The 26,944-nt window shown below is 63.3% G+C and carries 34 protein-coding genes; 25 read left to right on the top strand and 9 right to left on the bottom strand.

Annotated features, from left to right (window positions below):
• Positions 1-70: 70 nt before the first annotated feature.
• Positions 71-340: a hypothetical protein gene (locus tag DXY35_RS07810; protein WP_170950556.1), complete on the bottom strand. Its 270-nt coding sequence runs from the start codon at positions 338-340 to the stop codon at positions 71-73.
• A gap of 36 nt (positions 341-376) precedes the next feature.
• Positions 377-850, bottom strand: coding sequence for a CBS domain-containing protein (locus tag DXY35_RS07805; protein WP_115081829.1), 474 nt, complete (start codon positions 848-850; stop codon positions 377-379).
• A 31-nt stretch (positions 851-881) separates the two neighbouring features.
• Here DXY35_RS07805 and DXY35_RS07800 point away from each other — a divergent pair, with 31 nt between their 5' ends.
• Positions 882-1,418, top strand: coding sequence for a CDP-alcohol phosphatidyltransferase family protein (locus tag DXY35_RS07800; RefSeq protein WP_115081828.1), 537 nt, complete (start codon positions 882-884; stop codon positions 1,416-1,418).
• Here DXY35_RS07800 and DXY35_RS07795 read toward each other — a convergent pair.
• Complete coding sequence (locus DXY35_RS07795; protein WP_115081928.1) at positions 1,387-2,307, bottom strand: NAD-dependent epimerase/dehydratase family protein; 921 nt, start codon at positions 2,305-2,307, stop codon at positions 1,387-1,389. The genes DXY35_RS07800 and DXY35_RS07795 overlap by 32 nt on opposite strands.
• 71 nt (positions 2,308-2,378) lie before the next feature.
• On the opposite strand from DXY35_RS07795, the gene hisA reads away from it, so the two are divergent.
• The 20 genes from hisA to fba all read left to right on the top strand — a co-directional run bounded on the left by hisA (position 2,379) and on the right by fba (position 19,867).
• The gene (hisA, locus tag DXY35_RS07790) at positions 2,379-3,146 is read left to right on the top strand and encodes a 1-(5-phosphoribosyl)-5-[(5-phosphoribosylamino)methylideneamino]imidazole-4-carboxamide isomerase (RefSeq protein ID WP_115081827.1); all 768 of its coding nucleotides are present in this window, start codon (positions 2,379-2,381) and stop codon (positions 3,144-3,146) included.
• Positions 3,147-3,274: 128 nt separating this feature from the next.
• On the top strand, positions 3,275-3,643 hold the full coding sequence (locus DXY35_RS07785) for a Fur family transcriptional regulator (protein WP_226424454.1): 369 nt from the start codon (positions 3,275-3,277) through the stop codon (positions 3,641-3,643).
• Between the two features lie 68 nt (positions 3,644-3,711).
• Positions 3,712-5,307 carry a DUF3685 domain-containing protein gene (locus DXY35_RS07780; protein WP_115081826.1) on the top strand — a complete coding sequence of 532 codons (1,596 nt, stop codon included), beginning with the start codon at positions 3,712-3,714 and terminating at the stop codon, positions 5,305-5,307.
• A 15-nt stretch (positions 5,308-5,322) separates the two neighbouring features.
• The gene (locus DXY35_RS07775; RefSeq protein WP_114987936.1) at positions 5,323-5,889 is read left to right on the top strand and encodes a thylakoid membrane photosystem I accumulation factor; all 567 of its coding nucleotides are present in this window, start codon (positions 5,323-5,325) and stop codon (positions 5,887-5,889) included.
• Positions 5,890-5,953: 64 nt separating this feature from the next.
• Positions 5,954-7,114, top strand: coding sequence for a F420-0:Gamma-glutamyl ligase (locus tag DXY35_RS07770; protein ID WP_115081825.1), 1,161 nt, complete (start codon positions 5,954-5,956; stop codon positions 7,112-7,114).
• Between the two features lie 38 nt (positions 7,115-7,152).
• Positions 7,153-8,184 (top strand): hypothetical protein, encoded by a 1,032-nt coding sequence (locus DXY35_RS07765; protein WP_115081824.1) that lies wholly within the window; start codon positions 7,153-7,155, stop codon positions 8,182-8,184.
• Complete coding sequence (ruvX, locus tag DXY35_RS07760; protein ID WP_114987933.1) at positions 8,184-8,660, top strand: Holliday junction resolvase RuvX; 477 nt, start codon at positions 8,184-8,186, stop codon at positions 8,658-8,660. The genes DXY35_RS07765 and ruvX overlap by 1 nt, the downstream gene beginning before the upstream one ends.
• 20 nt (positions 8,661-8,680) lie before the next feature.
• Positions 8,681-9,235: a DUF3727 domain-containing protein gene (locus DXY35_RS07755; protein WP_115081823.1), complete on the top strand. Its 555-nt coding sequence runs from the start codon at positions 8,681-8,683 to the stop codon at positions 9,233-9,235.
• Positions 9,223-9,744: a YqeG family HAD IIIA-type phosphatase gene (locus DXY35_RS07750; protein WP_115081822.1), complete on the top strand. Its 522-nt coding sequence runs from the start codon at positions 9,223-9,225 to the stop codon at positions 9,742-9,744. The genes DXY35_RS07755 and DXY35_RS07750 overlap by 13 nt, the downstream gene beginning before the upstream one ends.
• Entirely contained in the window at positions 9,741-10,814 is a 1,074-nt protein-coding gene (proB, locus tag DXY35_RS07745; RefSeq protein WP_115081821.1) for a glutamate 5-kinase, read from the top strand. Before DXY35_RS07750 ends, proB begins: the two co-directional genes overlap by 4 nt.
• A 35-nt stretch (positions 10,815-10,849) precedes the next feature.
• Complete coding sequence (lpxD, locus tag DXY35_RS07740) at positions 10,850-11,893, top strand: UDP-3-O-(3-hydroxymyristoyl)glucosamine N-acyltransferase (RefSeq protein WP_115081820.1); 1,044 nt, start codon at positions 10,850-10,852, stop codon at positions 11,891-11,893.
• A 32-nt stretch (positions 11,894-11,925) separates the two neighbouring features.
• Positions 11,926-12,999, top strand: coding sequence for a 3-isopropylmalate dehydrogenase (gene leuB / locus DXY35_RS07735; RefSeq protein WP_115081819.1), 1,074 nt, complete (start codon positions 11,926-11,928; stop codon positions 12,997-12,999).
• Between the two features lie 64 nt (positions 13,000-13,063).
• Positions 13,064-13,966, top strand: a complete 903-nt coding sequence (locus tag DXY35_RS07730) for a phosphoribulokinase (protein WP_115081818.1) — start codon at positions 13,064-13,066, stop codon at positions 13,964-13,966.
• Between the two features lie 67 nt (positions 13,967-14,033).
• Positions 14,034-14,321: a hypothetical protein gene (locus DXY35_RS07725; RefSeq protein WP_115081817.1), complete on the top strand. Its 288-nt coding sequence runs from the start codon at positions 14,034-14,036 to the stop codon at positions 14,319-14,321.
• The gene (locus DXY35_RS07720) at positions 14,309-15,106 is read left to right on the top strand and encodes an A24 family peptidase (RefSeq protein ID WP_115081816.1); all 798 of its coding nucleotides are present in this window, start codon (positions 14,309-14,311) and stop codon (positions 15,104-15,106) included. The genes DXY35_RS07725 and DXY35_RS07720 overlap by 13 nt, the downstream gene beginning before the upstream one ends.
• Before the next feature lie 55 nt (positions 15,107-15,161).
• Positions 15,162-16,043, top strand: a complete 882-nt coding sequence (gene accD, locus DXY35_RS07715; RefSeq protein ID WP_115081815.1) for an acetyl-CoA carboxylase, carboxyltransferase subunit beta — start codon at positions 15,162-15,164, stop codon at positions 16,041-16,043.
• Positions 16,040-16,411: a hypothetical protein gene (locus DXY35_RS07710; protein WP_115081814.1), complete on the top strand. Its 372-nt coding sequence runs from the start codon at positions 16,040-16,042 to the stop codon at positions 16,409-16,411. The genes accD and DXY35_RS07710 overlap by 4 nt, the downstream gene beginning before the upstream one ends.
• A gap of 1 nt (position 16,412) precedes the next feature.
• A complete protein-coding gene (locus DXY35_RS07705) occupies positions 16,413-17,492 on the top strand; it encodes a Gfo/Idh/MocA family protein (RefSeq protein WP_115081813.1) in 1,080 nt (359 codons plus the stop codon).
• 110 nt (positions 17,493-17,602) lie between these two features.
• Positions 17,603-18,670, top strand: coding sequence for a class I fructose-bisphosphate aldolase (locus tag DXY35_RS07700; protein WP_114987922.1), 1,068 nt, complete (start codon positions 17,603-17,605; stop codon positions 18,668-18,670).
• Positions 18,671-18,793: 123 nt separating this feature from the next.
• Positions 18,794-19,867, top strand: coding sequence for a class II fructose-bisphosphate aldolase (fba, locus tag DXY35_RS07695; RefSeq protein WP_114987921.1), 1,074 nt, complete (start codon positions 18,794-18,796; stop codon positions 19,865-19,867).
• Positions 19,868-19,958: 91 nt separating this feature from the next.
• Here the strand turns inward: fba and DXY35_RS07690 are convergent, their stop codons facing one another.
• The 3 genes from DXY35_RS07690 to purS are packed head-to-tail and all read right to left on the bottom strand — an operon-like array spanning position 19,959 to position 21,810.
• On the bottom strand, positions 19,959-20,909 hold the full coding sequence (locus DXY35_RS07690; protein ID WP_115081812.1) for an LD-carboxypeptidase: 951 nt from the start codon (positions 20,907-20,909) through the stop codon (positions 19,959-19,961).
• Positions 20,909-21,559 (bottom strand): phosphoribosylformylglycinamidine synthase subunit PurQ, encoded by a 651-nt coding sequence (gene purQ, locus DXY35_RS07685; RefSeq protein WP_115081811.1) that lies wholly within the window; start codon positions 21,557-21,559, stop codon positions 20,909-20,911. Before purQ ends, DXY35_RS07690 begins: the two co-directional genes overlap by 1 nt.
• Positions 21,556-21,810: a phosphoribosylformylglycinamidine synthase subunit PurS gene (gene purS / locus DXY35_RS07680; protein WP_011364806.1), complete on the bottom strand. Its 255-nt coding sequence runs from the start codon at positions 21,808-21,810 to the stop codon at positions 21,556-21,558. The genes purQ and purS overlap by 4 nt, the downstream gene beginning before the upstream one ends.
• A gap of 55 nt (positions 21,811-21,865) precedes the next feature.
• Between purS and DXY35_RS07675 the strand changes: the two genes are divergently transcribed.
• Together DXY35_RS07675 and DXY35_RS07670 are read left to right on the top strand one after the other, a co-directional pair.
• A complete protein-coding gene (locus DXY35_RS07675; protein ID WP_115081810.1) occupies positions 21,866-22,270 on the top strand; it encodes a hypothetical protein in 405 nt (134 codons plus the stop codon).
• 38 nt (positions 22,271-22,308) lie between these two features.
• Positions 22,309-22,623 (top strand): Tat pathway signal protein, encoded by a 315-nt coding sequence (locus DXY35_RS07670; RefSeq protein WP_114987917.1) that lies wholly within the window; start codon positions 22,309-22,311, stop codon positions 22,621-22,623.
• On the opposite strand, the gene DXY35_RS07665 is transcribed toward DXY35_RS07670, so the two are convergent.
• The 3 genes from DXY35_RS07665 to DXY35_RS07655 form a co-directional block, all read right to left on the bottom strand.
• Positions 22,584-23,609: a mechanosensitive ion channel family protein gene (locus DXY35_RS07665; RefSeq protein ID WP_115081809.1), complete on the bottom strand. Its 1,026-nt coding sequence runs from the start codon at positions 23,607-23,609 to the stop codon at positions 22,584-22,586. The two genes, DXY35_RS07670 and DXY35_RS07665, sit on opposite strands and share 40 nt — an antisense overlap.
• Before the next feature lie 65 nt (positions 23,610-23,674).
• Positions 23,675-24,292, bottom strand: coding sequence for a DUF938 domain-containing protein (locus DXY35_RS07660; protein ID WP_114987915.1), 618 nt, complete (start codon positions 24,290-24,292; stop codon positions 23,675-23,677).
• A 2-nt stretch (positions 24,293-24,294) separates the two neighbouring features.
• Positions 24,295-24,612 (bottom strand): metalloregulator ArsR/SmtB family transcription factor, encoded by a 318-nt coding sequence (locus DXY35_RS07655; protein WP_115009405.1) that lies wholly within the window; start codon positions 24,610-24,612, stop codon positions 24,295-24,297.
• A gap of 60 nt (positions 24,613-24,672) precedes the next feature.
• Here DXY35_RS07655 and DXY35_RS07650 point away from each other — a divergent pair, with 60 nt between their 5' ends.
• Together DXY35_RS07650 and arsJ are read left to right on the top strand one after the other, a co-directional pair.
• Positions 24,673-25,695: an ArsJ-associated glyceraldehyde-3-phosphate dehydrogenase gene (locus DXY35_RS07650; protein ID WP_115081808.1), complete on the top strand. Its 1,023-nt coding sequence runs from the start codon at positions 24,673-24,675 to the stop codon at positions 25,693-25,695.
• Positions 25,692-26,942 (top strand): organoarsenical effux MFS transporter ArsJ, encoded by a 1,251-nt coding sequence (gene arsJ, locus DXY35_RS07645; RefSeq protein WP_115081807.1) that lies wholly within the window; start codon positions 25,692-25,694, stop codon positions 26,940-26,942. The genes DXY35_RS07650 and arsJ overlap by 4 nt, the downstream gene beginning before the upstream one ends.
• The last annotated feature ends 2 nt before the right edge of the window (positions 26,943-26,944 follow it).

The raw sequence follows: 26,944 nt of genomic DNA, 5'->3' as shown, positions 1-26,944 counted from the left end.
TGTTGTTTTCGCCGTTGCGCGTGGACAACCGCGTGCCGCCTGCGCCGGTATCGCAAACGGCGGAACGCCCTTAGCGCTTGAACACGCCGTTGCAGTCGCCTGGAGCAGGTTCCACAAAGCAGTGACCCTCTACAGACCAGTACCCCAGGGCTGGAAAAGCCAGGCCTTGGGCCCGGGCTTCGGCGTTAACGGCATCAACGCCTTGGGCCTGGATCAGCACGTTGCCCTCGCCATCCACCAAGTCCAGGAAATCCATTTCCTCGGTCTCTGCCGTGGGGTTGGCATGGCCTTGCAGGGGAACAACCACCAGCACACAGGCCATGAGTAAGGAGCGCAGCATCGGCGTGGAAAAGGAAAAAACGAACGATGAGTTGAATCAGCTGGCTTGATGGGCGGCGAGGGCACGCACCACGTCTCCCCGGGTGATCACGCCGACGGGACATTGGTTGACGTCCAGAACAAACAGGCGTTGCGTGCCCCGTTCATGCAGCTGGGATGCCGCCTTGGGCAGAGCTAACGCCGTATCGCAACTGTGGGAGTCCTTGCGCATCAGATCGCTCACCTTGGTGCCGAGCACCTGGTGCACCTGTTTGTCCCAGTTCAAGGGATTGCGCAGGTAGATCACGCTGTCCAACAGCATCACGTAAGGGCCGGCGTCAACACCGCTCTCCCGCACCATCAGATCCTGCTCCGTCAGCTCGCCGATCAGACGCCCCTCTGCATTCACCACCGGCAAACCACTCACGTGGTGGTCGCTGATCATCTGAACGGCCTGCTGCAACGGGGTGTCGGGCGTGACCGTCAGCACCGGCTGGGTCATCACATCAGCCACCGTCAGCTGCAGGACCATGATCAAGGTTCAGCTCCTCACATTCTGAGCGTTGTTTCTGTCTTTGCGTTCGATTGCCAACGGGCTCACCGTGGCGCGAGCCGTTGCCGGTTTCCCGCTGATCCTTGCCCTGCAGTTCGGCTGGCAGGACTGGGCCTGGTGGTTGCTGCTGCTGGCCGGGCTCAGTGATGCGGCCGATGGTTGGCTGGCCCGGCGCGCCGGGGGTGGCAGCAGCTGGGGCGCCCGCCTCGACCCCCTCACCGACAAGGTGCTGATCGCGGCACCGTTGCTCTGGCTTGCGTCGGCCGCTGTGCTGCCGCTCTGGGCGGTTTGGTTGTTGCTGGCCCGTGAATTGCTGATCTCGGGCTGGCGCTCCCAGGCCAGTGATGGTGGGCCGGCTTCGCTGTCGGGCAAATCCAAGACGATCCTTCAGTTCCTCAGCCTGCTGCTGATGCTCTGGCCCTCCGGCTGGATCGCTGCTGCCGGGCTTCAGAGCCTGGGCTGGTGGCTGTTCTGGCCCTCCCTCGCCCTGGCTCTGAGCTCAGCTCTGGGCTACATCACGCCCCGATCAGCGCCTCGTCAGAACTGAAGTCGGGCGAGGCGGTTTGGTTCAGGGCGTAGTCGTTGCTGTAGCTGTCGGCCAGGCCCTTGGCCAGGTCGAAGCTGGGTTGCCAGGCCAGTTCGCGTTCCACCCGGGTGATGTCGGTGAGGAAGTGATTGAGCCGCAGCGGGAAGGCCTTGCGGGCCTTGGGGTCCAGATCGCTGGGGTTGAAGCTGCGCAGCTCGAGGCCATCGGGATCGCGGCCGCAGGCCACGGCGGCGGCGCGGATCAGGCCCCGGAAGCTGATGCCCTGTTTGCCAGAGCAGTTGTAGATGCGATTGGTGGCAGCATCCACCTCGATGCAACGGGCCATTGCTTCCGCCAGATCCTCCACATGGCCCAGTTGGGTGATCGTGCTGCCGTCACCGGGCAGCGGAATCGGGCGGTTGTGAACGATGCGATCGAAGAACCAGCGTTCCACTGGGTTGTAGTTGCCCGGGCCATAGATGTAGGTGGGCCGGAAGCTGGTGAAGGGGATGCCCTCCTTGCGCAGCCAGGCCTCGGTGTCGGCCTTGCCGGCGTGACGGCTCTGCGGATCGGTGGGGCTGGATTCATCCAGGGGCCACTGCTCCGAATCGGCGTACACCCCGGCTGAACTCACGTACACAAAGCGATGGCTGGGGGCCCCGGTGATGGCCACCACGCGGCTGCTGTCCTCTTGCTTGCGTCCGGAGCTGTCGACGATCACATCGAAGCTGCGGCCCTGCAGCGCGCTGAGGCCTTCATCGCTGCTGCGATCGCCACACAGGTGTTCCACGCCGGCGGGGACGGGATTCTTGCCGCGGGTGAACAGGGTGAGTGCATGGCCCTGGGCCTGCAGGCGGGCCACCAGGGGCCGGCCCACGAAGCGGGTTCCCCCCATCACCAGGATCTTCATGCACTTGGGCCCGAAAAGCGCAGCCATTGAAGCGTGGCGCTGCAGGATGGAGGGTCTCTGGTCCGACCCCGATGGAGATCATTCCCGCCATTGATTTGCTCGATGGAGCCTGTGTTCGGCTTCACCAGGGGGATTACGACCAGGTGACCCGATTTAGTGAGGATCCTGTGGCGCAGGCCCTCAGCTGGCAGAGCCAGGGGGCAACCCGTTTGCACCTGGTGGATCTCGATGGCGCCAAACGGGGTGAGCCGATCAATGACGCAGCGGTGCGGGCCATCACCGCCGCCCTCGACATCCCTGTTCAGCTCGGTGGTGGTGTGCGCTCGCTCGAGCGCGCCGAAGAGTTGATCGCCTGTGGCCTGAATCGGGTCATCCTCGGCACGGTGGCGATTGAACAGCCGGAGTTGGTTCAGGAGTTGGCCCAACGCCATCCCGGCCGCATCGTGGTGGGCATTGATGCCAACGATGGCCGGGTGGCCACCCGGGGCTGGATCGAGCAGAGCGATGTTCTGGCAACCGATCTGGCCAAGCAGTTCAGTGCCGCCGGCATCGCGGCGATCATCACCACCGACATCGCCACCGATGGCACCCTCGCTGGCCCCAACCTGGAGGCCCTGCGAACCATGGCGCAGTGCAGCGCCGTTCCGGTGATCGCCTCCGGTGGCATCGGCTGCATGGCCGACCTGCTCTCGCTCCTGCCCCTGGAGCCCCTTGGTGTGACTGGGGTGATCGTTGGCCGAGCCCTCTACGACGGCCGTGTCGACCTGGCGGAGGCCATCGCCGCGTTGGGCGAGGCAAGGCTTCAAGACGTCACCGCCGTGGCGGCAGACATCGCCTGAGCTGGCCTAGGGCCTTATGGTTGAAGCAGCAGGCCCCTTCTGTGGTAAGTGCAGCCGCTGGCAAGAGCAGCACGCCGTCCCCCGCGGGCAGCTTGCAGGAGGTGTTTGAGCAATGCCGGCGGCTGGGGATGCGCCTCAGCCGTCAGCGGCGCATGGTGCTCGACCTGCTCTGGAGCGAGAAGAGCCACCTCAGCGCCCGCGACATCTTTGAACAGCTGAATCTGAGGGGCCGCAGCATCGGCCACACCTCGGTGTATCAGAACCTCGAAGCCCTGCAGTCGGCTGGGGTGATCGAGTGTCTCGACCGCGCCAGTGGTCGCCTCTACGGCTACCGCAGCGATCCCCATAGCCATCTCACCTGTCTGGACAGCGGTTCGATCGAAGACATCGATGTTGTTCTCCCCGACGACCTGTTGCGTCAGATCGAACAGCGCACCGGCTTTCGGATCGAGTCGTACACCCTGCAATTGAACGGCCGGCGCACCCTGGAGAACTGAGCAGAAGCTCGTTACCTTGAGCCCAACTGTTTCGGGTTCAACCCTTGGTCTCCCCTTCGCCGGTGCGGATGTTGCTGCTCGCTCCGGATCTGCTCGGGGAGTCGCTGGCGCTGAAACTCACCTCCGCTCGGGACGATTGGGAGGTTGTGCTTCGCCCTGAGCGCCTGACGGGTGCCCCGGCGTTGGTGATCTGGTCGATCGACACCGTGGCCTCATTGGCGTCGCTTCAGCAGGAGCTGTTCGCTCTGCAGGAGCGCTGGCAGCCCGCCCCGGTTCTGCTGCTGCTGCCCAGCGAGTTACGCCTGTCGCGGGAACAGCTGCTGGAGCTGCCGGCGGCCGGCCTGCTTCAAAACGTTGATGCCCAGGGCCTGCAGAACGCCATCGAAACCCTGCTGCAGGGCGGACGGGACATTCGCCTGGAGGCTGCATCGGAGACGCCAAGCCAGCAGCAGACCATGGGCCTGGGCCAGTGGCTGCTGGTGAGTGGCCTGCAGCAGGTGAGCCGCGACCTGCAACGGGTGGAGGCCCTGCTCAATCCGCCCCCGGAGCAGCCGTTGCTGTTCCTGCTGCTGCAGGGGCGCCGCCGCGAATTGCGCTTCGCCAAGGGCTTGCTGCTCTGGCTCTGGGGACCGCTGCAGATGGGCCTCGAGCATGCAGAACCCCTGGGCCCCTCCGTGTCCAGCGATGGATCACCCACCACCACGGCGATCAGCCTGCGCGAGCGCAATGCCGTTGCCGTATGGGATGCCATCCGCGACCGCATCGATGCATCGGTTCAGGCTGGATTGACCAATTCCACCGGCCGTCTGCTGGCGATTGAGGGTCTGCACCCGGATCGCCGCCGGGAGTTGCTGCTGGCCCTGTTGCAACAGCTTGATCAGGTCCTTCAGCGCCTGCGCAGCCGCCAGGACGGCACGGCGATCGCCCAGGCCTGGGATTCGTTGCAGCCCGAGTTGCGCCAGCAGGCCCTTACCGCCCTGGCCGGCAGTTACGTTCAGATCCCCTGCGATGGCGAGCTGCAGCCGGTGGTGGCTTCGCTGCTCAGCCGTGCTGATCTCACTGGTGCCGACGGCGAGCTGCCCGATCCAACCGGAATGCTGGCGCCGCTGGTGGCCGATCAACCGATGCTGGTGAACGGCCTGCTGCTGCCGGCCGATGACCCGCGGGCTTTCCTGCAACTGGAAACCTTGGTGAGCAATTGGCTGGTGAGGACGGCGGAACTGATTGGTGCCGAATTGCTTGATGCCTGTGGTGACTGGCCGGAGCTGCGCCGTTACCTGCTGCGGGACCCCCTCCTGGCGACCAGGGAACTCGACCGGCTCAGGAACCGTTTGAACACCCAGCTGCGCTGGGCGGATTGGGTGGAGCGCCCCATTCAGCTCTACGAAAGCCAGCGCACCCTGTTTCAGTTGCGCTCCGGTCGCATCGAACCGCTGCTGCTGACGGAGCCCCGCGACAAGGAGCTCAATCAGCTGGGTTGGTGGCAGCGGCAGGTGGCCTTGCTCCTGGAAGCCCGGGATGCCCTCGCACCCCAGGTGCAGGCCCTGGTGCGCCGCATCGGCGACCTTGCTGTGATCCTGCTCACCCAGGTGCTGGGGCGCGCCATCGGTCTGGTGGGGCGGGGCATTGCCCAGGGCATGGGACGCAGCTTCGGCCGCGGTTAGGCCCCTGGGTCCACAATGGCGATCCGCTGCTTCGGCTTGATGCTTGCTTTGGTGCGCTGTCTGATCACCGTTTCGATCGCGCTGCTGCTCCATGTCGCACCAGCCGCCGCTGTGTTGAACAGCGACAGCTACGACGGCAACATCTACGCCCTCTACGCCGGCAATGGCTCGTTGGTCCCTCCCGCCAGCACCTTGGAGGAGTCCCTCGCTGAGGGACGCACAGCAGTGATCGTCTACTACCTGGACGACAGCGCCGTGAGCAAACGCTTCGCTCCGGTGGTGTCGGAACTGCAACGGCTTTGGGGCCGCAGCATCGATCTGCTTCCCCTCTCCACCGATCCTCTGCAGGGCCGTGAATCCCTGGGTGCGGGTGATCCAGCCACCTATTGGTCGGGAACCATTCCGCAGGTGGTGGTGATCGGCCCCGATGGCCGGGTTGTGCTCGACCAGAACGGTCAGGTTCCCCTGGCGGCGATCAACGACGCCATCAGCGCCTCCACCGGTCTTCCCGCTCCGGATCTGGGACGCATTGACCAGGAAGGCAGCTTCAACGAAGTGAACATCGAAGTCACCGCCAACTGAGACGCCCACCGCCATGGCGCCTACGCTGCCGGCCAGTTGTCCCGGTCGCTGAGCCGGATCCGCTGTGTCGCTGCTGCTTGCTCCGCTCGGCCTAGGACTTGCTGTGGCATGGCTGGAGCTCCGCCATCGCCTCAGGCCCGCCTCACCGTTGCGGATGACCCCTCGCGACTGGCGGGTAGATGATCTGGGCGGGCGGCTTCGTGTCGAGGGTGTGCTGGAGATCAGCAACCCCCACCCCCGCATGGAGATTTTTGTGCCGGAGCTGCGGGTCGAGCCCGTGCTGCTGGGGTCCTCTGATCCCGCCGGCCTGGAGGTGAAAACGCGGATCATTGCCGACCATCCCGACGAGGAGACCCGCGCAGACGGCTACTGGGCCGCTTACATCGTCAAAGGGCGCAAAACCACGCGTGCCCGGGTCTCGATCGAGATCACCGGCCCGACCCCATCCGCACGGGTCGACAGCCTCTGGGTGGATGCCCACTGGGTGAATTACGGACCCTTCGGTCGCCTGCAGCGCCGTCAGGGTGTGCTGGTTCCCTTGAGCCGTCCTGAACCCCTGCAGCCCGATCAAGCCCACTTCCGCCAGGGGGAAGGCTGCCGCGTCTTGCCGCTGCGCACCCACCTGCTCGGCCCCCTGGACGACGCCATCGACGTCCTGCGCACCTACGCCGCTGATCTGGTGCAGCCCGGCGACATCCTCACCATCGGCGAGACCCCCGTGGCTGTGATCCAGGGTCGCTACCGCCATCCCAGTGAGGTGGAACCCGGCATGGTGGCGCGCCTGGCCTGCCGTGTGTTTCACCCCACCAGCAGCCTGGCCACGGCCTGCGGGATGCAGACCTTGATCGATCTGGTGGGGCCCACCCGGGTGCTGGTCGCCTGGCTGGGGGGTCTGCTGATGAAGCTGGTGGGCATCCCCGGTGGCTTCTATCGCCTCGCCGGAGACCAGGCTCGCTTGATCGACGACATCACCGGCACCACACCGCCCTATGACCAGACCATTGTTCTGGGGCCATCCCGGGCTGAGCAGTTCTGTCGTGATGCTTCTGCCGAACTCGGGGTCGACGTTGCCATCGTCGACGTCAATGACCTCGGCCGTGTGAAGGTGCTGGCCTCCAGCCCCGGCTGTGATGAGGGCTTGCTGGGCCGGGCCCTGCGTCCCAATCCTGCTGGCAATGCCAATGAGCGCACCCCCCTGGTGTTGGTGCGGCCAGGCCTGGAATGAGCGATACATTGTGAGCAGTTGGGGTTGGAGGGTGTCCGATGACAGAACCCAAGACCACCTCCATCCGCATTGAGCCCCTCAATCCGGCCCACCTTGCCCAGTGGGTTCAGGATGCGCCGATCGATCAGCTCTCACGGTTTCAGGGCTTTCTGATCGGTGAATGGCTTTCGAGAGTTGAGCAACGCTTTCCCGATCTGCTCCCCAGCCGTTCGCCCCGTTGCCTGATGGCCCTCGCGGGGGATCGCCCGGTGGCCAGTGTGGTGGCCCGGCCGTTCAACCGCCGTGGCAGCTGCTGGATCCTTCATCTGCCGGAGCTGCTTGGCCCGCTGGACGATCACAGCCACCGCACCATTCAGCAGTCACTACTGCAGCAGGCTCTGCAGTCCTGGACGGCCCAGATCTGCAGCTGGGTGATCCGCTGCCCGGCCACCGATGCCGATGCGATTGCCCTGCTGCGGGAGCTGGGCTTTCAACCGCTTCGTCCGTATCAGTGCTGGTGTCCACCAGGGGCTGGGGTTGATCCAAATGGAACCGATCAGTTGCCAGGGGGTCTGCGCTGGGCGGCCTTGAACCGCCGCACCGCCCAGTTGCTCTGGCCGATCGAGCAGGGCGGCAGCCACAGCCACCTGCGTCAGATCACCGACCGCCATTGGCTGGATCTGCTGGACCGCAACGGCCCCGGCTGCGGCGTGCTGATGGCTGGAGATGCTGTGTTGGCGGGCTGCATCCGCCTTCCCGATGCGGGAGAGGCAGGGTTCCTGGAACTGATGCGCGACGTCGCCTGGGATCCCCGGCTGGATCAGGCCCTTCCCCAGGTTTTGAACGGGATCCTTCAGCGCGGCCGCCCCCGCGGGCTGCTGACGGCCTTTGACGATGCCCCCCTCAGCCGGATCCTGGAGGCGGAGGGCTGGACCCGCGGCGACGAGCAGCTGCTGCTCGGACGCAGCATGTGGCGACGTCAGTCACCCCAGCGCAACCTGCAGCTGACCCGCTCGCTCGATCAGGTGCTGGGCCGATTGCGGCCTCAGGGCACACCATTGCCCACACCAAGCCTGGGTGATCGGCACTAATGCGGCCGCGTCCCTGTTCGATCCTCAGCCTCGATGTGGGCCGGCGGCGCATCGGCCTGGCCGGCTGCGATGCTCTGGGCATCAGCGTCACGCCCCTCGCTGCCCTGCGTCGTGGTCGCTTTGATGCGGATCTGGTCGTTCTGCGGGCCCACTGCCGTGAACGGTCGGTGCAGGGGCTTGTGGTGGGATTGCCTCTGGATTCCGCGGGCCAGCCCACGGCCCAGGCGGAGCATTGCCAGCGTTACGGCCTGCGCCTGGCTGCCGCCCTCGATCTGCCCCTGGCCTGGGTGAATGAACACAGCAGCACCTGGGCGGCCGGTGAACAGTTCGGACTGATGGGCGATCGCAGCGGACGTCTGGACAGTGCCGCCGCTGCCCTGCTGCTGGAGCAATGGCTGGCGGAGGGTCCGGAGCTCAAACCGGCCCAACAGAGTGCGTCAAGGTCGGGCACCGGGGCTGGCGATGGTGGATCCTGAGCCCAGTCAGAGCCGCGTCGATGTCTGAGTCGGGCCCCGGTAAGAGCAGCGATCACCCCACCCTGCTGGTCCGCGACCGCGAGGGCCATGATCTGCTGTGTTTCCTCGAGCATCTGATCCCGATCGAGGGGCAGGACTACGCCCTGCTCTCGCCGGTCGACACACCGGTGTCGCTGTTTCGGCTCAATGACGTTGCAGAGCCGGTGCCGATCACGGAAGTTGCCAGCAGCGAGCCGATTCTCTCGGTGGCTGATGTGGTGCTCCAGGAGCACGACCTGGTGCTGGTGCGATCGGCGATCACCCTCACCGTCAGTGGTGAACTGGAGGAGCCAGATCAGGACGAGCTCGATGAGCTGGAAGAGGACGACGATGTTGATGAGGACGCCGAGACCTTTGAGCTACTGGTGAGCTTCATGGTCGACGCGGAGGAATACGGCCTCTACATCCCCCTCGATCCGTTCCTGGTCTTGGTGCGGATGGTGGATGGCCAGGCGGTGCTGCTGAGCGACGATGAGCTCGACCGCGTTCAACCCCTGATTGAGGCGGAACTGGAGGAGCGTGAATGGCCGGATTGACGGCACAGCACTGGTTGACCCCCGATTGGGATCCCCATCTCACCATTGCCCAGCTTTCGCTGCCTCACCTCACGGCCCACGGCCTGAAGGCCGCCGTGATCGACGTGGACCGCACCCTTCTGCCCGGTCGTGACGTGACCCTGCCAGGGCCGGTGCGCGACTGGCTTGTGGATGCCGGCCGCCGCCTGCAGTTGCACCTGTTCAGCAACAACCCCTCCCGCGATCGGATTGCTGCCGTGGCTGATCAGCTGCAGGTCAGCTTCACCTTTGGTGCCGGCAAGCCCCGCCGTGGTGCCCTGCGCAGCGTGGTTCGCGATCTCGCGCTGCCCCCGGAGGCGATCGCGATGATCGGCGACCGCTTGTTCACGGATGTGCTCTGCGGCAACCGAATGGGGCTTTACACGGTGTTGGTTCGACCGGTTCGAGACGACGGCAAGCCCTGCCGCCATGACCGGGTGCAGCGGTTTGAACGCGCCATGGCCCGCGTGATGGGGGCGCCTTCAGCATGACCCTGTGGGTCGTGAAAATCGGCACCAGCCTGCTTCGGGGGGAGACCGCCACCACGATTGATGGCTACGCCCGCTGCTTTGCAGGGGCCATGGACCGCGGTGACCAGGTGGTGCTGGTCACCAGTGGTGCCGTCGGCCTGGGCTGCCAGAAGTTGGCCCTCACCAACCGACCTGACACGGTGGTGGCCCTGCAGGCGGCTGCGGCCATCGGCCAGGGCGCGTTGATGGCGCTGTACGAACGGGCCATGGAACGTCATGGTCGTTCCGTGGCGCAGGTGCTGCTGACCCGCTCCGACCTGGCCGATCGCCGTCGGTATCAGAATGCTTCGGGCACTTTGCGGCAGCTGCTGAGCTGGGGGGTGCTGCCGGTGATCAACGAGAACGATGCCCTTTCGCCGGCGGAGTTGCGCTTCGGCGACAACGACACCCTCTCGGCGTTGGTGGCCGCCGCCGTTGAAGCCCAGCAACTGATCCTGCTCACGGATGTTGATCGCCTCTATTCCTCGGATCCGCGGGTTGATGCCAACGCCGAACCGATCTCGGATGTTCGCCACCCTCGGGAGCTGGACTCCTTGGAACAGGGGGCCGGCGACGGGGGGCGCTGGGGCACCGGGGGCATGACCACGAAGCTGTCGGCAGCCCGCATTGCCACCGCCAGTGGCATCACTGTGCAGCTCGCCGATGGCCGCGACCCCGCGCGTCTCGAGACTTTGTTGCAGGGCGAACGGGGGGGGACGGTGTTCCATCCCCACCCCGAACCCCTAGGCAACCGACGCAGTTGGCTGGCCCACGTGCTTCGGCCTGAGGGTGAACTGCAGCTGGATGCGGGGGCCTGTGCAGCGCTGCAGCACCGTGGTGCGTCCCTGCTGCTAGTGGGTGTGACGGCGGTGCGGGGTGACTTCGCCGCCAATCAACCCGTTCAGTTGCTGGATCCTGATGGAGACGATCTGGGCCGTGGCCTCTGTTCGATGGACAGCGACCAGTTGCGGACCGCGATGAATGACCCATCGCCGGGGGAGTCCTCCCCGGTGGTGGTGCATCGCGATGGTCTGGTGCTTCGCAGCCGTTAACCACGTCTACGATCCGCCGGACTGCCCTGGCCTCCATGCGTTTCAGCACCCTGATCAAGGTTCTGCAGACCGGTGATGCAGGCCTGCGTTGGAGCCAGCCGGGCTTGGACCCATGGCTTGAGGGTGCCGCTTCACTCGATCAGGCCTCAGCCGCCCAGCTCAGCTTTCTGGAGAAGGGCAACGCCCTCACCGCGGCCTTGGGCGCCAGTGGCGTGGGTGCCCTGTTGCTGCCCGATCAACAGGATCTGATTGATCTGGCTTCGCAGCGTGGCATCGCCTTTGCGGTCTTCGCGGATCCGCGTCTGGCCTTTGCTGAAGCCCTCGACCAGTTGCATCCCCGCCGCCGGCCCTTGGCGGAAATTCACCCTTCGGCGGTAATTGATGAACGGGCTGTGGTGGGCCCCGGCACAGCGGTGGGCCCGCGGGTCTGCATCGGGGAGGGAAGCCGTCTTGGTGCCGACTGCATCGTTCATCCCGGGGTGGTGATCTACGACAACGTGGTGGTGGGTGATGGCTGTGAGCTGCATGCCAATGCCGTGCTCCATCCCGGCAGCCGTCTTGGGCATGGCTGTGTGGTGAACTCCAATGCCGTTGTCGGCTCTGAGGGCTTTGGCTTCGTGCCGACGGCCAAGGGTTGGCGAAAAATGCCGCAGACCGGCCAGGTGGTTCTCGAAGACGGCGTTGAGGTGGGTAGCGGCACCACCATTGATCGCCCTTCCGTCGGCGAGACCCGTATTGGTGCCGGCACCAAGATCGACAACCTTGTGCAGATCGGCCATGGCGTCACCACCGGCCGTGGCTGTGCCTTCGCCTCCCAGGTGGGCATCGCCGGCGGCGCCCACATCGGCCAGGGGGTGATCCTGGCGGGCCAGGTGGGGGTCGCTAATCGTGTTGTCGTCGGTGATCGCGCCATCGCCAGCTCCAAGAGCGGCATTCACGCTGATGTCGCCCCGGGAGAGGTGGTGAGTGGTTTTCCCGCGATTCCGAATCGCCTCTGGCTGCGATGTGCCACCACCTTCAGCAAGCTGCCGGAGATGGCCAAGACCCTGCGGGAGCTCAAGCGGGACACCCCTCAGTAACCTCAGCGGTCGACCTGCCGCACCGCACCGTCATGGCTCAGCACCGCGTTGTTCTCCTGCCCGGTGATGGCATCGGCCCCGAGATCACCGCTGTTGCCCGTCAGCTGTTGGAGGTGGTGAGCCAGCGCCATGGCTTCTCGTTGAGCTTTGAAGAGCAGCCGATCGGTGGCAGCGCCATCGATGCCACCGGTGAGCCGTTGCCCGCCAGCACCCTCGAAGCCTGCAAGGCAGCCGATGCGGTGTTGCTCGCCGCCATCGGCAGCCCTCGTTTCGACAGCCTTCCCCGAGAGAAACGCCCGGAAACCGGCCTGCTTGGCCTGCGCGCCGGCATGGAGCTGTTTGCCAATTTGCGGCCGGTGAAGATTGTTCCGGCCCTCATCGATGCCAGCAGCCTCAAGCGTGAGGTGATCGAGGGGGTGGACCTGATGGTGGTGCGGGAACTCACCGGGGGGATCTACTTCGGTCAGCCCAAGGGACGCATCCAGACCGAGGCAGACGAGCGCGGCTTCAACACCATGACCTACTCCGCCTCGGAGGTGGATCGGATCGCGAAGGTGGCCTTTGAGATCGCCCAGGAGCGGCGGGGCCGGCTCTGCTCGGTGGACAAGGCGAATGTGCTCGATGTGAGCCAGCTCTGGCGGGACCGTGTTGATGCCATGGCGCCCAGCTATGGCGCTGTGGAGGTGAGCCACATGTATGTGGACAACGCGGCGATGCAGCTGGTGCGTGATCCCCGCCAGTTCGATGTGCTGCTCACCGGCAACCTCTTCGGCGACATCCTCAGCGATGAGGCGGCGATGCTCACCGGCTCCATCGGCATGCTGCCCTCCGCCTCCCTCGGCAGTGAGGGCCCTGGTCTGTTTGAGCCTGTGCACGGTTCAGCCCCCGACATCGCCGGTCAGGACAAGGCCAATCCCATGGCCATGGTGCTGTCGGCCGCAATGATGCTGCGCATTGGCCTCAAACAGGCCGCGGCTGCCGATGATCTTGAGGCCGCTGTGGATGCCGTTCTGGCCGGTGGCTTCCGCACGGGTGATCTGATAGCAGAAGGCTGCACCCAGCTGGGTTGTCGCGCCATGGGTGAGCAATTGCTCAAAGCTCTGTAAGCCAGAGATTGGTGCAATCGGGCCCTGATCTGGCAGGATCGCCGGGCCCGTAGTCCCTGCGTCGATGTCGAAGCGTCATCCGGTTGTCGCTGTTACCGGTTCTTCCGGAGCTGGAACCAGCACCGTCAAGCGCGCCTTCGAGCACATCTTTGCGAGGGAAGGCATTACCCCTGCAGTGGTGGAAGGCGACAGCTACCACCGCTACGAGCGGATGCCCATGAAACAGGCCATGGCGGATGCCCTGGCCAAGGGTGAGAACTTCTCCCACTTCGGCCCTGAGGCCAACCTCTTCGACAAGCTCGAGGAACTGTTCCGCACCTACGGCGAAACCGGTGCTGGTCAGAAGCGCTACTACCTCCACAGCGTTGAAGAAGCGGCTGAACACAACGCTCGTCTTGGCGTCAACCTCGAGCCGGGCCAGTTCACGCCTTGGGAAGACATCCCGACCGGCACTGACGTGCTGTTCTACGAAGGTCTCCATGGCGGTGTGAAGGGCGAGGGCTACGACGTGGCCGCCCTGGCCGACCTCCTGGTGGGTGTGGTGCCCATCACAAACCTTGAGTGGATTCAGAAGATCCACCGCGACAACGCTGAGCGTGGTTATTCCGCTGAGGCGATCGTTGACACGATCCTGCGCCGGATGCCTGATTACATCAATCACATCTGCCCGCAGTTCAGCCGGACCGACATCAACTTCCAGCGTGTTCCCACCGTGGACACCTCCAACCCCTTCATTTGCCGGAACATCCCGACCCCGGATGAAAGCTTCGTGATCATCCACTTCCGCAAGGGAGCTCGTGAGAAGTGGGGAATCGACTTCGGTTACTTGCTGAACATGATCCACGATTCCTTCATGTCCAGCCCCACCAGCATCGTGGTGAATGGCGGCAAGATGGGCTTCGCCATGGAACTGATCCTCACTCCGATCATTCACCGCATGATCGAAGAGAAGAACAAGCTCAGCTGATCGCTTCTCCTGCCAAAAATCGTCTCTACAATGGGCCCATCTGAGTGATCAGGTGGGCTCTATTTCTTTGTCAACGCCCTCCTTTGAAATCCGCGGAGCCTCGGGGGCGCCCTCGACGCCCCGCTGGGACCGCATTGACAGCCGCTCGCTGATCGCTCAGGCCCGTCGCATTTATTTCGCCTATCTTTCCAGCACCCCTGCGGGGCAGGAGCCTCTCGGTGTGGTGGTGGATCCGCGGGAACCCGATGGCCGCGTGGTCTTCGAGACCCCTGTTCTTCTGCCGGACGAAGAGTTCATTGCCATCGATCTGATCCGAGGGCGCACGAGTCGTGGTCGGACCCGATGGAAGGGTTGATCCTGGCTTGGACCGGCCTGCTGGGCGCCTGCGTCGGCAGCTTCACCAACGTGGTGGCCTGGCGCTTGCCCCGCCAGGAATCGGTGGTCTTCCCCAGCAGCCACTGCCCCAAATGCGGCCATGTCATCCGCTGGCATGACAATCTCCCGGTGCTCGGTTGGCTGCTGCTGAGGGGCCGCTGCCGCGACTGTGATGCAGCGATCAGCTGGCGTTACCCCGCCGTGGAGGCCCTGAGTGCCGGCCTCTGGATCTCGGCGCTCTTGGTGTGGCCTGGTGCTGGTGGTGGGCTGCCTGATCTCTGGCTCCCCTGGGCTGGTCTCCCCCTGATCGCGCTGCTGTTGCCGCTGGTGTTGATCGATCTGGATCACCTTTGGTTGCCGGAGCCCCTGTGCCGCTGGGGAGTGGTGCTGGGCCTGCTCGTCAGCACGGCTGCTGGCATTCCTGTTCTGGCCAGCCATTTGATCGCTGCGGTGCTGGCCCTGCTGCTGTTGGAAGGTCTCAGTGCCCTGGCCGAACGGTTGTTGGGACAGCCTGCGCTGGGCCTGGGCGATGCCAAGTTGGCGGCGTTGGGTGGGGCATGGCTGGGCCCCGGGGGCATTGCAGCGGCGATGGCCTTTGCGGTTGTCTCGGGAGCCTTGGTTGGAAGCGCCGCTCGCCTCAGTGGCCGGTTGGGCCCCAGGGAACCATTCCCCTTCGGTCCCTTCATTGCCCTGGGCATTTGGGTGGTCTGGTTGACCGGTCCGCAGTGGTGGTGGAACACCTGGGTGATGCTGTTGGGCGCTTGATTCCCCAGCGTCTCTTCCCAGTCCGGTTTTTAATGGTGTGAGCTGACGGCCCTGTGTGTCTCTGTTCGATTGGTTTGCTGATCGCCGCAAGGGTCAGTACGTCGCCAACGTCAAGCAGGAACCCGATGAAGGCGATGGGCTGTGGAGCAAATGCCCGGAGTGTGGTCAGGTCGTTTACCTCAAAGACCTGAAACTCAATGCCAGTGTTTGCGCCAACTGCGGCCATCACCACCGGATCGACAGTGCTGAGCGCATCGCACTGATTGCGGACCCCGACAGCTTCCAGGTGCTGAATGCGGATCTGTCACCGGTGGATCCCCTCGGATTCAAAGACCGGCGCGCCTATGCCGACCGGTTGCGGGAAAGTCAGGCCTCGACGGGGCTGCGGGATGGTGTCGTCACCGGGCTCTGCCGGGTGGAGGGCATCCCCATGGGCCTGGCAGCGATGGACTTCCGCTTCATGGGGGGATCGATGGGCTCGGTGGTCGGGGAGAAAATCACCCGTCTGATCGAGGAGTCCACCGCCCGCAAGTTGCCGCTGCTGATCGTTTGTGCCTCCGGCGGTGCCCGGATGCAGGAGGGGATGCTCAGCCTGATGCAGATGGCGAAGATCTCCGGAGCGCTGGAACGCCACCGCGAAGCCGAGCTGCTTTACATGCCCTTGCTCACCCACCCCACCACGGGGGGTGTGACCGCCAGTTTCGCCATGCTGGGCGACCTGATCCTGGCGGAACCGAAGGCGTTGATTGGTTTTGCTGGCCGCCGGGTGATCGAGCAGACCCTGCGGGAGAAGCTGCCTGACAATTTCCAGACGGCTGAATATCTGCAGGAGCACGGCTTCGTGGACACGATCGTTCCACGCACCCAGCTGCGCTCCACCCTGGCCAATCTTCTGCGCCTGCACGGCTGCAAACCGATGGAGCTCACCAGCGCATGATCCGAGCTGGTTGTGTTCTGATCCTGGCCTTGGTCTGCTGGGTGGCCCCCGTGCTGGCGGGCCCTGTGGAATGGATTGAGGTGCCTGCCACTGACGCGGGCCAGCAGTGGTGGGACCGCGGCAGTGTGCGCATCGATCGGGATGGATACCGAACCGTGCTCAGCCGGTTCACCCCAGCGGCTACTGAAGATGGAGAGCAGCCCTCCGGCGAGCTCTATGTGATGCAGCTGGACTGCTCCCAGGAGCTGTATCGCGACAAACAGGTGAATGGTTTGCCGCGTTTTCGTGCCCAATGGCAGCCTGCCGGGGATGACGGTCTGATCACCTCCGTGATTGAGGCTGTTTGTGCCGAACCCCTCCCCAGCTGAGATGTCCCCACAGCCCCTTGGTGTTGCCGTCGCCGGTCTTGGCTTCGGGGAGAAGGTGCACCTGCCGGCTCTTGCAGCAGCGCCTGATCTTGAGGCGGTGGCGCTTTGGCACCCGCGCCAGGAGCGCTTGGATGCCGCCACGGCCGCCCATGGCTTGAAGGGATTCAGTGACTGGGACGCTCTGCTGGCCGATCCCGCGGTGGACGCGGTGATCATCGCCACCCCACCGGCACCCCGCTTCGACCTGGCCCGTCGGGCCCTGGAGACGGGCAAGCACCTGCTGCTGGAAAAGCCCATCGCGCTGCATGCCGATCAAGCCCGCGAGCTGCAGCGGCTGGCCCTGGCACGGGGGCTGTCGGTGGCTGTGGACTACGAATACCGCGCTGTGCCCCTGTTCATGCAGGCCGCACGCCTTCTGCAGGCCGGTGCTGTCGGGACGCCCTGGCTGGTGAAGCTCGACTGGTTGATGGGCAGCCGTGCCGATCCCCAGCGCGGCTGGAACTGGTATGCCCAAGCGGATCAGGGCGGCGGTGTGATCGGAGCGCTCGGAACCCATGCCATGGACATGCTGGCCTGGCTGATCGGTCCCCTGGGGAGCGTCCAGGCCCTGAACAGCGTTTCGATCAAGCAACGCCCCCACCCCGATGGTGGTCTGGCCGCTGTGGATGCTTCCGATGTGTCGCTGCTACAGACCGTTGCCCATTGGCAGGGGAGGCAGGACCTGCCGGTGCCGTGTCAGGTCAGCCTCAGTTCCGTGTCGCGCAATGGTCGCGGGTTCTGCCTGGATGTGGTGGGGTCGTCGGGATCGCTGCTGCTCAGCAGCACCAATCAGAAGGACTACGTCCATGGCTTTGAGCTCCAGCACGCCCCGCTCGGTGAGCCCTTCCGCGCCGTGGAAGCCGATGCCGATTTCACCTTCCTTGAAACCTGGTCGGATGGCCGCATCGCCCCTGTGGCCAGGGTGCTGGGCTGGTGGGCCGAGAGCATTCGCCGTGGGCAACCGATGCTGCCTGGACTGGCCGAGGGCGTGGCCAGTCGTGTGGCCTGCGACCAAGCACAGACGTCACTTGCTCACAACTGATTGCGCCAAATGATGCAATCCCTTGGTTCCAATTTGAAGGCGTTTTTGTAACTCAAGTCAATTGGTTTGTCGCTTCAGATCGAAGAATTGCTTTCCACTGAATCGACCCCATGGCTCTGGCGGATTACTCCTCGGAACTGATGGCTACAGCCCAAGCCCTAGCCGCTCCTGGTAAGGGGATCTTGGCTGTTGACGAATCCACCAAGACAATTGGTAAACGTCTCGGCTCAATCGGTGTCGAGAACACGGAAGCGAACCGTCAGGCTTACCGCGGAATGCTCTTCACCACAGCAGGCTTGGGTGAATTCATCAGCGGCGCCATTCTGTACGAAGAGACCCTGTTCCAAAGCCACGCCGATGGCGAGTCGATGGTCGACAAATTGGGCAAGCTTGGAATCATCCCCGGCATCAAGGTTGATAAGGGCCTGAGGCCCCTGGGTGGAGCCAATGCCGTCGAGACGCTTTGCACCGGCCTTGATGGGTTGGTCGAGCGTGCTGCCGACTACTACGCCCAAGGTGCACGCTTCGCTAAGTGGCGTGCTGTGCTGCAGATCACGGCAGATGGCTGTCCTTCAGCGCTCTCCATTCGCGAAAACGCTTGGGGCCTTGCCCGTTATGCCCGCTCTGTTCAGGAATCAGGTTTGGTGCCGATCGTGGAGCCCGAAATCCTGATGGACGGCAATCACAGCATCGAAACCACAGCTCGTATCCAGGAGCATGTGATTCAGGAGGTTTATCACGCTTGTCACGCCAACGGTGTTCTGCTCGAAGGCACTCTTCTGAAGCCTTCCATGACCGTTCAAGGGGCTGATTGTGCTGAGAAGGCCGATCCAGCAAAAGTTGCTGCCATGACGGTGCGAACCCTTGAGAGAAGTGTTCCTGCCAGTGTCCCCGGCATCGTGTTCCTCTCCGGAGGTCTGAGTGAGGAGGCCGCCTCGGTTTACCTCAATCACATGAACAGCATTGAGCGCAAAGCCAAGTGGAACCTGGGTTTCTCCTATGGCCGTGCTCTTCAGCACTCCTGCCTCAAAGGCTGGGCTGGTTCCAACCTGGAAGCTGGTCAGAAAGCCCTGCTTGCAAGAGCTCAGGCCAACTCTGAGGCTTCTCGAGGTCAGTACGTGCCTGGATCACAGCCTTCCTCGGATGAGCAGCTGTTTGTCGCTGGTTACACCTACTGAATCGGATTTCACCAAGCCCTGTCGTTCGTTCAACAGGGCTTGGTGACAATTTGAACACAACTAGGTAAAGTCGTCGCCCGGCGGAGTCTTATCCGTCAAGGTTCTCCGTTTCAGACTTTTCCTATGGCGCTCGTTCCGCTTCGGCTCCTGCTCGACCACGCCGCTGAAAACGGCTATGGCATTCCTGCGTTCAATGTGAACAATCTGGAGCAGGTCCAGGCCATCATGGAAGCGGCTGACGAGACCGACAGCCCTGTGATCCTCCAGGCTTCCCGCGGCGCCCGCAGCTACGCCGGTGAGATTTTCCTGCGTCACCTGATCCTGGCCGCGACCGAGACCTATCCCCACATCCCCGTGGTGATGCACCAGGACCACGGCAACGCCCCTGACACTTGCTATTCCGCTGCCATCAACGGCTTCACCTCCGTGATGATGGACGGTTCCCTGGAAGCCGACGCCAAGACTCCCGCCAGCTACGACTACAACGTCAACGTCACCAAGCAGGTGGTTGACTTCGCTCACTCCGTGGGTGTGAGCGTTGAGGGTGAGCTGGGTTGCCTGGGCTCCCTGGAAACCGGCAAGGGTGAAGCCGAAGACGGCCACGGTTTCGAGGGCGAGCTGTCCAAGGACATGCTGCTCACCGATCCCGCTGAGGCTGCCGACTTCGTCGCCAAGACCAAGTGCGACGCCCTGGCCATCGCCATCGGCACCAGCCACGGCGCTTACAAGTTCACCCGCAAGCCCACGGGTGAAGTGCTGGCCATCAGCCGCATTGCTGAGATCCACAAAGCCATCCCCAACACCCACCTGGTGATGCACGGCTCCTCCTCCGTTCCCCAGGAATGGCTGGAGATGATCAACAAGCACGGTGGTGCCATCCCCGAGACCTACGGCGTTCCCGTCGAGGAAATCCAGGAAGGCATCCGCAACGGTGTTCGCAAGGTGAACATCGACACTGACAACCGTCTCGCCTTCACCGCTGCTGTGCGTGAAGCGGCCATGGCCGATCCTTCCAACTTCGACCCCCGCCACTTCAACAAGCCGGCTCGCAAGTACATGAAGCAGGTCTGCCTGGACCGTTACCAGCAGTTCTGGGCTGCCGGCAACGCCAGCAAGATCCAGCAGCAGAGCATCACCTACTACGCCGGCCTCTACGCCAAGGGTGCTCTCGATCCCAAGGCTGCCGTCGCTGCCTGATCATCACGATCAACCGATCACTCGCTGGGGGCCGAAAGGCCCCCTTTTTTGTGGTGCTGCTCGTGAGCAGCGTCACGTTTTGACCAGGCCATCACATCAGGCTGAGCAGGCCGTGCTTGCCGTCCAGTTGTGCCTGCGCTCCCAGGGGCAAGGCCTGGTTGGGCCGGCCATGGCCCAGAGGCAGATTCAGCACCAGTGGAATGCCCAGATCGCCCAGGCGTTCCTCCAGGATCTCGTCCATCGTGAAATCACCGGGAAGGATGTCGTCTTCAGCCCAGCTGAAGCGGCCGCAGGCCACCCCCGCCAACTGCTGCAACAGGCCTGCGCTGCGCCACTGGGTCAGCATCCGATCCACCCGGTAGGGCGCTTCGCCCACGTCTTCCAGCACCAGGATGGCCCCCTTCAGGGAGGGAAGCCAGGCTGTGCCGATCAGATGGGTCGCCACGGTCAGGTTGGTGACCACCAAGGGTCCGCGGGCGATCCCCCGCCGTCGTGGCTCGCCCAGCAGGGGCGCCACCGGACGCCCGCAGAGCAAGTCCACCGTGCGTTGCCATTGCGTCTCTGTGCCGCCGCTGGATCCATGGATGGCCCCCGGCAGGCCAGCGGCCCACTGGGCCAGCAGCAGGGAGCTGGTGTCGGAGAACCCCAGGCTCCATTTTGGATGGCGCGGAAAACGAAAACCGGCTTCGAGCACGCGGGCGGCCCCCCAGCCCCCGCCAAGGGTCACCACGGCATCCAGCGTTGGATCGTTCCAGGCTGATCTCAGATCCTCAACCCGTTCCTGGTCGGTTCCCGAGAAATAGCGCCATTGACGGGTGACGGCCGCGGGAATCTCCAGGTGCCACTGCTGTTGATCGCAGCGTTCGCGCAAGGCTTGGAGATATGTGTCCGGATCCATCCAGGTGCCGGGATTCACGGCGCGGATGCGTGATCCAGGCTTCAAGGGTTTCAGCCTGCGCTGGGCCGCCATGGCCCTGGGGGAGAGCAGGGCCGTGATGATCGTGGATGCTCCTGAGATCAGCAGCGTCCGGCGGGTTGGCATCAGCCCAGCAGGGCTTCCAGCATGCGGCGGCCGTCGGTTCCTCCCGTGGCCGGATCACAGGCACGCTCGGGGTGGGGCATCAGGCCCAGAACGCTGCCGCTTGCATTGGTGATGCCTGCGATGTCGGACACCGACCCGTTGGGGTTGTTGCCGTAGCTCAGGGCGATGGCGTCGTCGTCCCGCAGCTGTTTGAGCGTGTCATCGCTGCACTGGTAGCGGCCTTCACCGTGGGCGATCGGCAGGGTCAGGGCCCCGTCGTTGTACCCCTGCATCCAGGCCGTGCGCTGGCTCACCACCTTGAGGGGTGCGTCTTCACAGATGAAGTGCAGATCGCGGTTCCTGGTGAGGGCGCCGGGGAGCAGGCCCAGTTCGGTGAGCACCTGAAATCCGTTGCAGATGCCGAGCACGCGACCGCCCTTGGCTGCAAAGTCGATCAAGGACTGCAGGGCTGGTGCGAAGCGGGCAATGGCGCCGCAACGCAGGTAGTCGCCGTAGCTGAAACCGCCCGGCAGAACGATGGCGTCAAAGCCGCTGAGGTCGGTTTCCTCATGCCAGACCCGACGCGTGCTCATCCCAAGGCAACCCTCGGTTGCCCATTGCACATCCCGGTCGCAGTTGGAGCCGGGAAAAACGATGACCCCGATGCTCATGACTGCTCCAGCTCCAGGCTCCAGTCTTCGATCACCGGGTTGGCCAGCAAGCGATCACTGAGCAGTTCCAACCTGCGGCGGGCCTCGGCCTCATCAGGAGCCTCAAGCTCCATTTCCACGGCTTTACCGATCCGCAGCTTGCTGAGGCCTTCCACCCCAAGTCGTTCAGCGGCACCACGCGCGGCTTCTCCGGCTGGATCGAGTACGGAGGGGCGCAGACGCACGAGGACGCGGGCTTGAAAACGCGGCACGATCAGCAACTGGTCTGATCAAATCCTGACAGACACCAAACCCTGAAGAGATCCGGTGCGCCTCAACGGCGTGACCATCGCCCGGCCCCATGGTGAAAAGGAGGCCTTTCGCCAGCGTGCTGCCGAGTCAGTGTCTGTGTTTCGCATTCAGCTCTGGACTGCTGCTCTGCTGCTGATGGGCAGCTCTGCAGCTGGGAGTTCAGCAGCAGCGGCTTCGATGCGCTGCCGGATCGCGCAGCAGGCCTGGAGTCCCTGTCGGATGGTGGCCGCCAGTCCTGGAGAGCGCTGGGTGTTGACCTGGAATCAGCAGCGCGTCGAATTTGTCCATGACGGCAGCGGCCAGATGATGATGCGGGTTGGTGAGGGCGACGACTGGCGGGAGGTGCAACCCTTCTGGACGGCGGACCACAGCCTTTGCTGGGGTTCTGTTTGTGCCACGGGAGACGTTCCGTTGGAGTGAAACCGGGGTGATAGATCTGAATTGAGGGCAGATTCCCCATGGCAGTTTTTTCTCTCCCTTGTTCCAGCTGTGGAACACCCGTTGAGATTCCGGGGCGTTACGGCTTCAAGTTGAAGAGTGCAGGCGTCACCAACACGGTGTGCACCCGCTGCCGGCAGGGCGCATTTCTGGCGTCACGACGCGACAACCTCTCCAGCCCGATCGCCCTTGCTTCCAGTTCTGACCGTCGTCGTCTGATCCCCTTCACCGCTGCTGTGGCGGCCTTGGCCCTGTTGATCGGGGGTGTTGTTTGGCGCTCAGCTGTGCCGACGGCTCAGGAGGCTTTGCCGGCGAGTGAATCTCCCTCCAAGTAGAGCGTCCTGCTTGGGAAGGCAAAGTCGATGCCTGCTTGGGCGAAGGCCTCCATGATTCCGAGGTTGATGGCTTGCTGTTCGTTCAGAGCGACCGTGAAATCACGGGTGTCGATGTAATAAACCAGTTCAAAATTCAAGCTTGAATCAGCAAATTCGGTGAAGTGGCAGCGGTTGAAGGTGCTGTGGGCCTGATCATCGATCACGGCCTGAACCATCGTCGGGATTGCCTTCATCTGCTCGAGCGATGTGCTGTAGGTGACGCCAATGGAATAGATCATCCGGCGTTGCGCCATTTCAGCGAAATTGAGGATGGTTGAGCCTGTAAGGGATGAGTTGCTCATCACCACCTGTTCGCCGCGCAGGCTGCGCAGATGGGTGGAGCGAACCCCGATGCGTTCCACCGTTGCCGAGGTGGAGCCCACCGTGATGAATTGCCCAACGGTGAAAGGCTTGTCCAGAAGAATCATCAGGTAGGCGAACAATTCCTGGGCCGGTTCTTTCAGGGCCAAGCCAATGCCGATGCCGCCGGCACTGAGCAAACCCCAGATCACCGTCATCTTCACGCCCAGGCTCTGCAGCAGCACCAAGGTGCCGATCGCCCACACCACGGTTTTCAGCAGCGGGAGCAGGCTTTGGAGCAGTTGTTGAAGATCATCCGCGCCTGCACGGCGCACCAATCCGAAAAGGAATCGCGCTCCGATTCGGTTGACCAACCGAATCAGAATGATCGTGCCAACAATGCGCAGCGATGTGTCGTAAGCCCTTGCAATGTTGTTGGGCAAGCCCAAATCATCCCGAGCAAGGATCAAAGTGACCACCAAGCCGAAAGGCACCACCGAAGCGGCGAAGGCGTTGAGCACGAAGTCGTCGAAGTCGGTTTTGCTTCGCTTCGTGAACCGAGGAAAAACTGTCTTACAAAGAAACGCCAGGGTCAGAGTGATGGCTGAACCGATCAGCAGCTTCGCTATGAAATCAGTCAGATCCATCGCTCACACCGGAGATACTGCGTGATTGTCGACGGCCTTCCAGAGGCTGGCAAGCGAGATGGGGCTCAAGCGCGCTGAAACACCAAAGTCAGATTGTTGGCGGGCATGGAGACCACGTTTTCGGTGTTGAAGCCAGCCTTGGCGGCGATGGCTGTTACTTGATTCAGCTCCCGCAATCCCCATTGGTGGTTGCGTTCCCTGAGGGATTGGTCGAAGGCGGCATTGCTTGCGCTCGTGTGAGCACCATTGCGCCTGAATGGGCCATAAATGATCAAGGGGGCGCCGCTGGGCAGCAACAGGGCTGATTCCTCGAGCACAGCATCCGTGCAGCTGGCTGGACTGATGTGCAGCAGGTTGATGCACACAACAGCCTTCACGGCCCCTTGGAGGTTCTGGGGCAGGGGCCAGGGGCGGTGTTCAACATCGAGGTTGAGGGCTGCTGGCATCACCTGGCTCAGAGCCTGGTGCTGGATCCAGGCGTTGATGCTGGCGCGATGGTCTGGATCCGGATCGCTGGCCTGCCAGCGCAGATGGGGAAAGCGCTGCTGAAAGCAGACGGCGTGCTCACCACTGCCGCTGGCCAGTTCCAGCACGGCTCCTGAGCCAGGCAAGAGCTGCTTCAACAGATCTCCGATGGGGCCGCGGTTGCGTTCCGTGGCCGGGAAGAAAAGCCTTTGGTCCATTGTCAGCTCGGGCAGGGGGCAGCGCTCTGGCTGCAGTGGAGGCGCAGGTCGGCCAGCCAGGCTTCCAGGGCTGCCAGGGCGTCCGGTTGCAGGCGGTAGTAGATCCAGCGGCCGCTCTGCCGATCCGTCAGCAGCCCCGCCTCTCGCAGCACCCTGAGGTGGAACGAGAGCTTCGACTGGGAGAGGTTGAGCTCACCGGTGAGGTCACAGACGCATCGTTCCCCCTGTGCCAGCGCATGGATCACGTCGAGACGGATCGGGTCGGCCAGTGCTTTGAGCAGCTGCCTCGACTGCTCTCTGTTGAGGGTGTTCTGGATCACAGGAGCAGCGTCCCACGCTCTGTTTGGATCAAGATAATTTGATTGATCAAAGGAGCTGGTATGCGGATCGGCATCAATGGCTTTGGACGGATTGGTCGCCTGGTGTTCCGGGCCCTCTGGGGACGGCCCGGCATCGAACTGGTGCATGTCAATGATCCCGCTGGCGATGCAGCAACGGCGGCCCATCTGCTGGAGTTCGATTCTGTGCATGGTCGCTGGGATCGAGGAATCACCAGCAGCGCTGATGGATTCAGCGTGGAGGGATCCGCACTCACCTGGTCCAGCGAGAAGGACCCCACCGCCGTGCCCTGGAGCGATCGGGGGGTGGAGATGGTGCTTGAAGCCAGCGGCAAGATCAAAACGCCGGAGACGCTCAATCCCTATTTCGATCAGCTGGGCCTCAAACGTGTGGTGGTTGCCTGTCCCGTGAAGGGTGTGGTTGCCGGTGAGGACGCGCTCAACATCGTTTACGGGATCAATCACCACCTCTATGAACCGGCGCGCCACAAGTTGGTGACGGCCGCCTCATGCACCACCAACTGCCTGGCGCCTGTGGTGAAGGTGGTGCACGAGAGCTTCGGCATCGAGCACGGCCTGAGCACAACCATTCACGACATCACTAACACCCAGGTGCCGATCGATTCCTTCAAAAGCGACCTGCGCCGGGCGCGCTCCGGGCTCAGCTCACTCATTCCCACCACCACCGGCTCGGCCAAGGCGATCGCGATGATCTTCCCTGAGCTGAAGGGCAAGCTCAACGGTCATGCCGTTCGTGTTCCCCTGCTGAGTGGATCGCTCACCGATGCGGTGTTCGAGCTCAAGCAGAGCGTCACGGTGGAGCAGGTGAATGCTGCGTTCCAAGCAGCTGCGGAAGGGCCTCTGAAGGGAATCCTGGGTTACGAGGAACGCCCGTTGGTGTCCTGCGATTACACCAACGACAACCGCAGCTCGATTGTCGACGCCCTCTCGACGATGGTTGTTGATGGCAATCAGCTGAAGGTGTTTGCCTGGTACGACAACGAATGGGGCTACAGCTGCCGCATGGCCGATCTCACCTGCCACGTGGTTGGTCTGGACGGATGAAGCTCTCCCCTCTGCAGCAATACGGCATCGTCACCGCCAATTACTGGGCCTTCACGCTCACCGATGGGGCCCTGCGGATGTTGGTGGTGTTCCACTTCCATCAACTCGGCTACACCACCCTCGAGATCGCCTTCCTGTTTCTGTTTTATGAGCTGTTTGGTGTGCTCACCAACCTGTACGGCGGTTGGATCGGTGCCCGCTATGGGCTTCGGCTCACCCTCTGGGTGGGAACGCTGCTGCAGATTCTTGCGTTGTTGATGCTGATGCCCGTCGCCGCCAATTGGCCGAAACTGTTGAGCGTGATCTATGTGATGACCGCCCAGGCCATCAGCGGCATCGCCAAAGATCTCAACAAGATGAGCGCCAAGAGTGCCATCAAGACGGTGGTTTCGGAAACGCCGGAGGATCAGCAGCAGGGGCAGCAGCAGCTGTTCAAGTGGGTGGCGATCCTCACGGGATCCAAGAACGCCCTCAAGGGTGTGGGCTTCTTCCTCGGTGGGGTGCTGCTCACTGCCTTTGGCTTCAATGCTGCCGTGGGCTGGATGGCAGCCGGTCTGGCCCTGGCCTTTCTGCTCACGCTGGTGCTGCCCGGGGAGATCGGAAAGATGAAGTCCAAGCCGGCCTTTTCGTCGCTGTTCTCCAAATCCCAGGGCATCAACGTGCTGTCCCTGGCGCGCTTCTTTCTGTTTGGTGCCCGGGATGTTTGGTTCGTGGTGGCCTTGCCCGTGTTTCTTGAGGCCTCCCTGGGCTGGAGTTTCTGGGAGATCGGTGGCTTCCTCGGTCTCTGGGTGATTGGCTACGGCATCGTTCAGGGATCAGCGCCTGGTCTGAGACGGCTCTTGGGGCAGACCAGATCCCCGGGAGCATCTGCTGTGCAGTTCTGGAGTGCTCTGCTCACCGCCATTCCCGCCCTAATCGCGGTGGCGCTGTGGCGCCAGGTGGATGTGGCGGTCGCCATCACCGCAGGCCTTGCCGCCTTTGGGGTGGTGTTCGCGATGAATTCGTCGATCCACTCCTACATGGTGCTGGCTTACACCGATGCGGAGAGCGTCAGCCTCAATGTGGGTTTCTATTACATGGCCAACGCTGCCGGACGCTTGGTAGGCACGTTGCTCTCGGGGGCAGTGTTCATGCTCGGCCGAACCGAAGCCGCGGGCATGCAGGCCTGCCTCTGGGCTTCATCCCTGCTGGTGTTGTTGTCGTGGTTCAGCAGCCTCAGGCTTCCTGTTATGCGAAACGCCACTTGATC

It is taken from the genome of Synechococcus sp. N32, assembly GCF_900473895.1.
Classification (GTDB): Bacteria; Cyanobacteriota; Cyanobacteriia; order PCC-6307; family Cyanobiaceae; genus Parasynechococcus.
The sequence above is the reverse complement of the archived record's forward strand: the minus strand, read 5'-3'. Positions and strand labels throughout refer to the sequence as shown.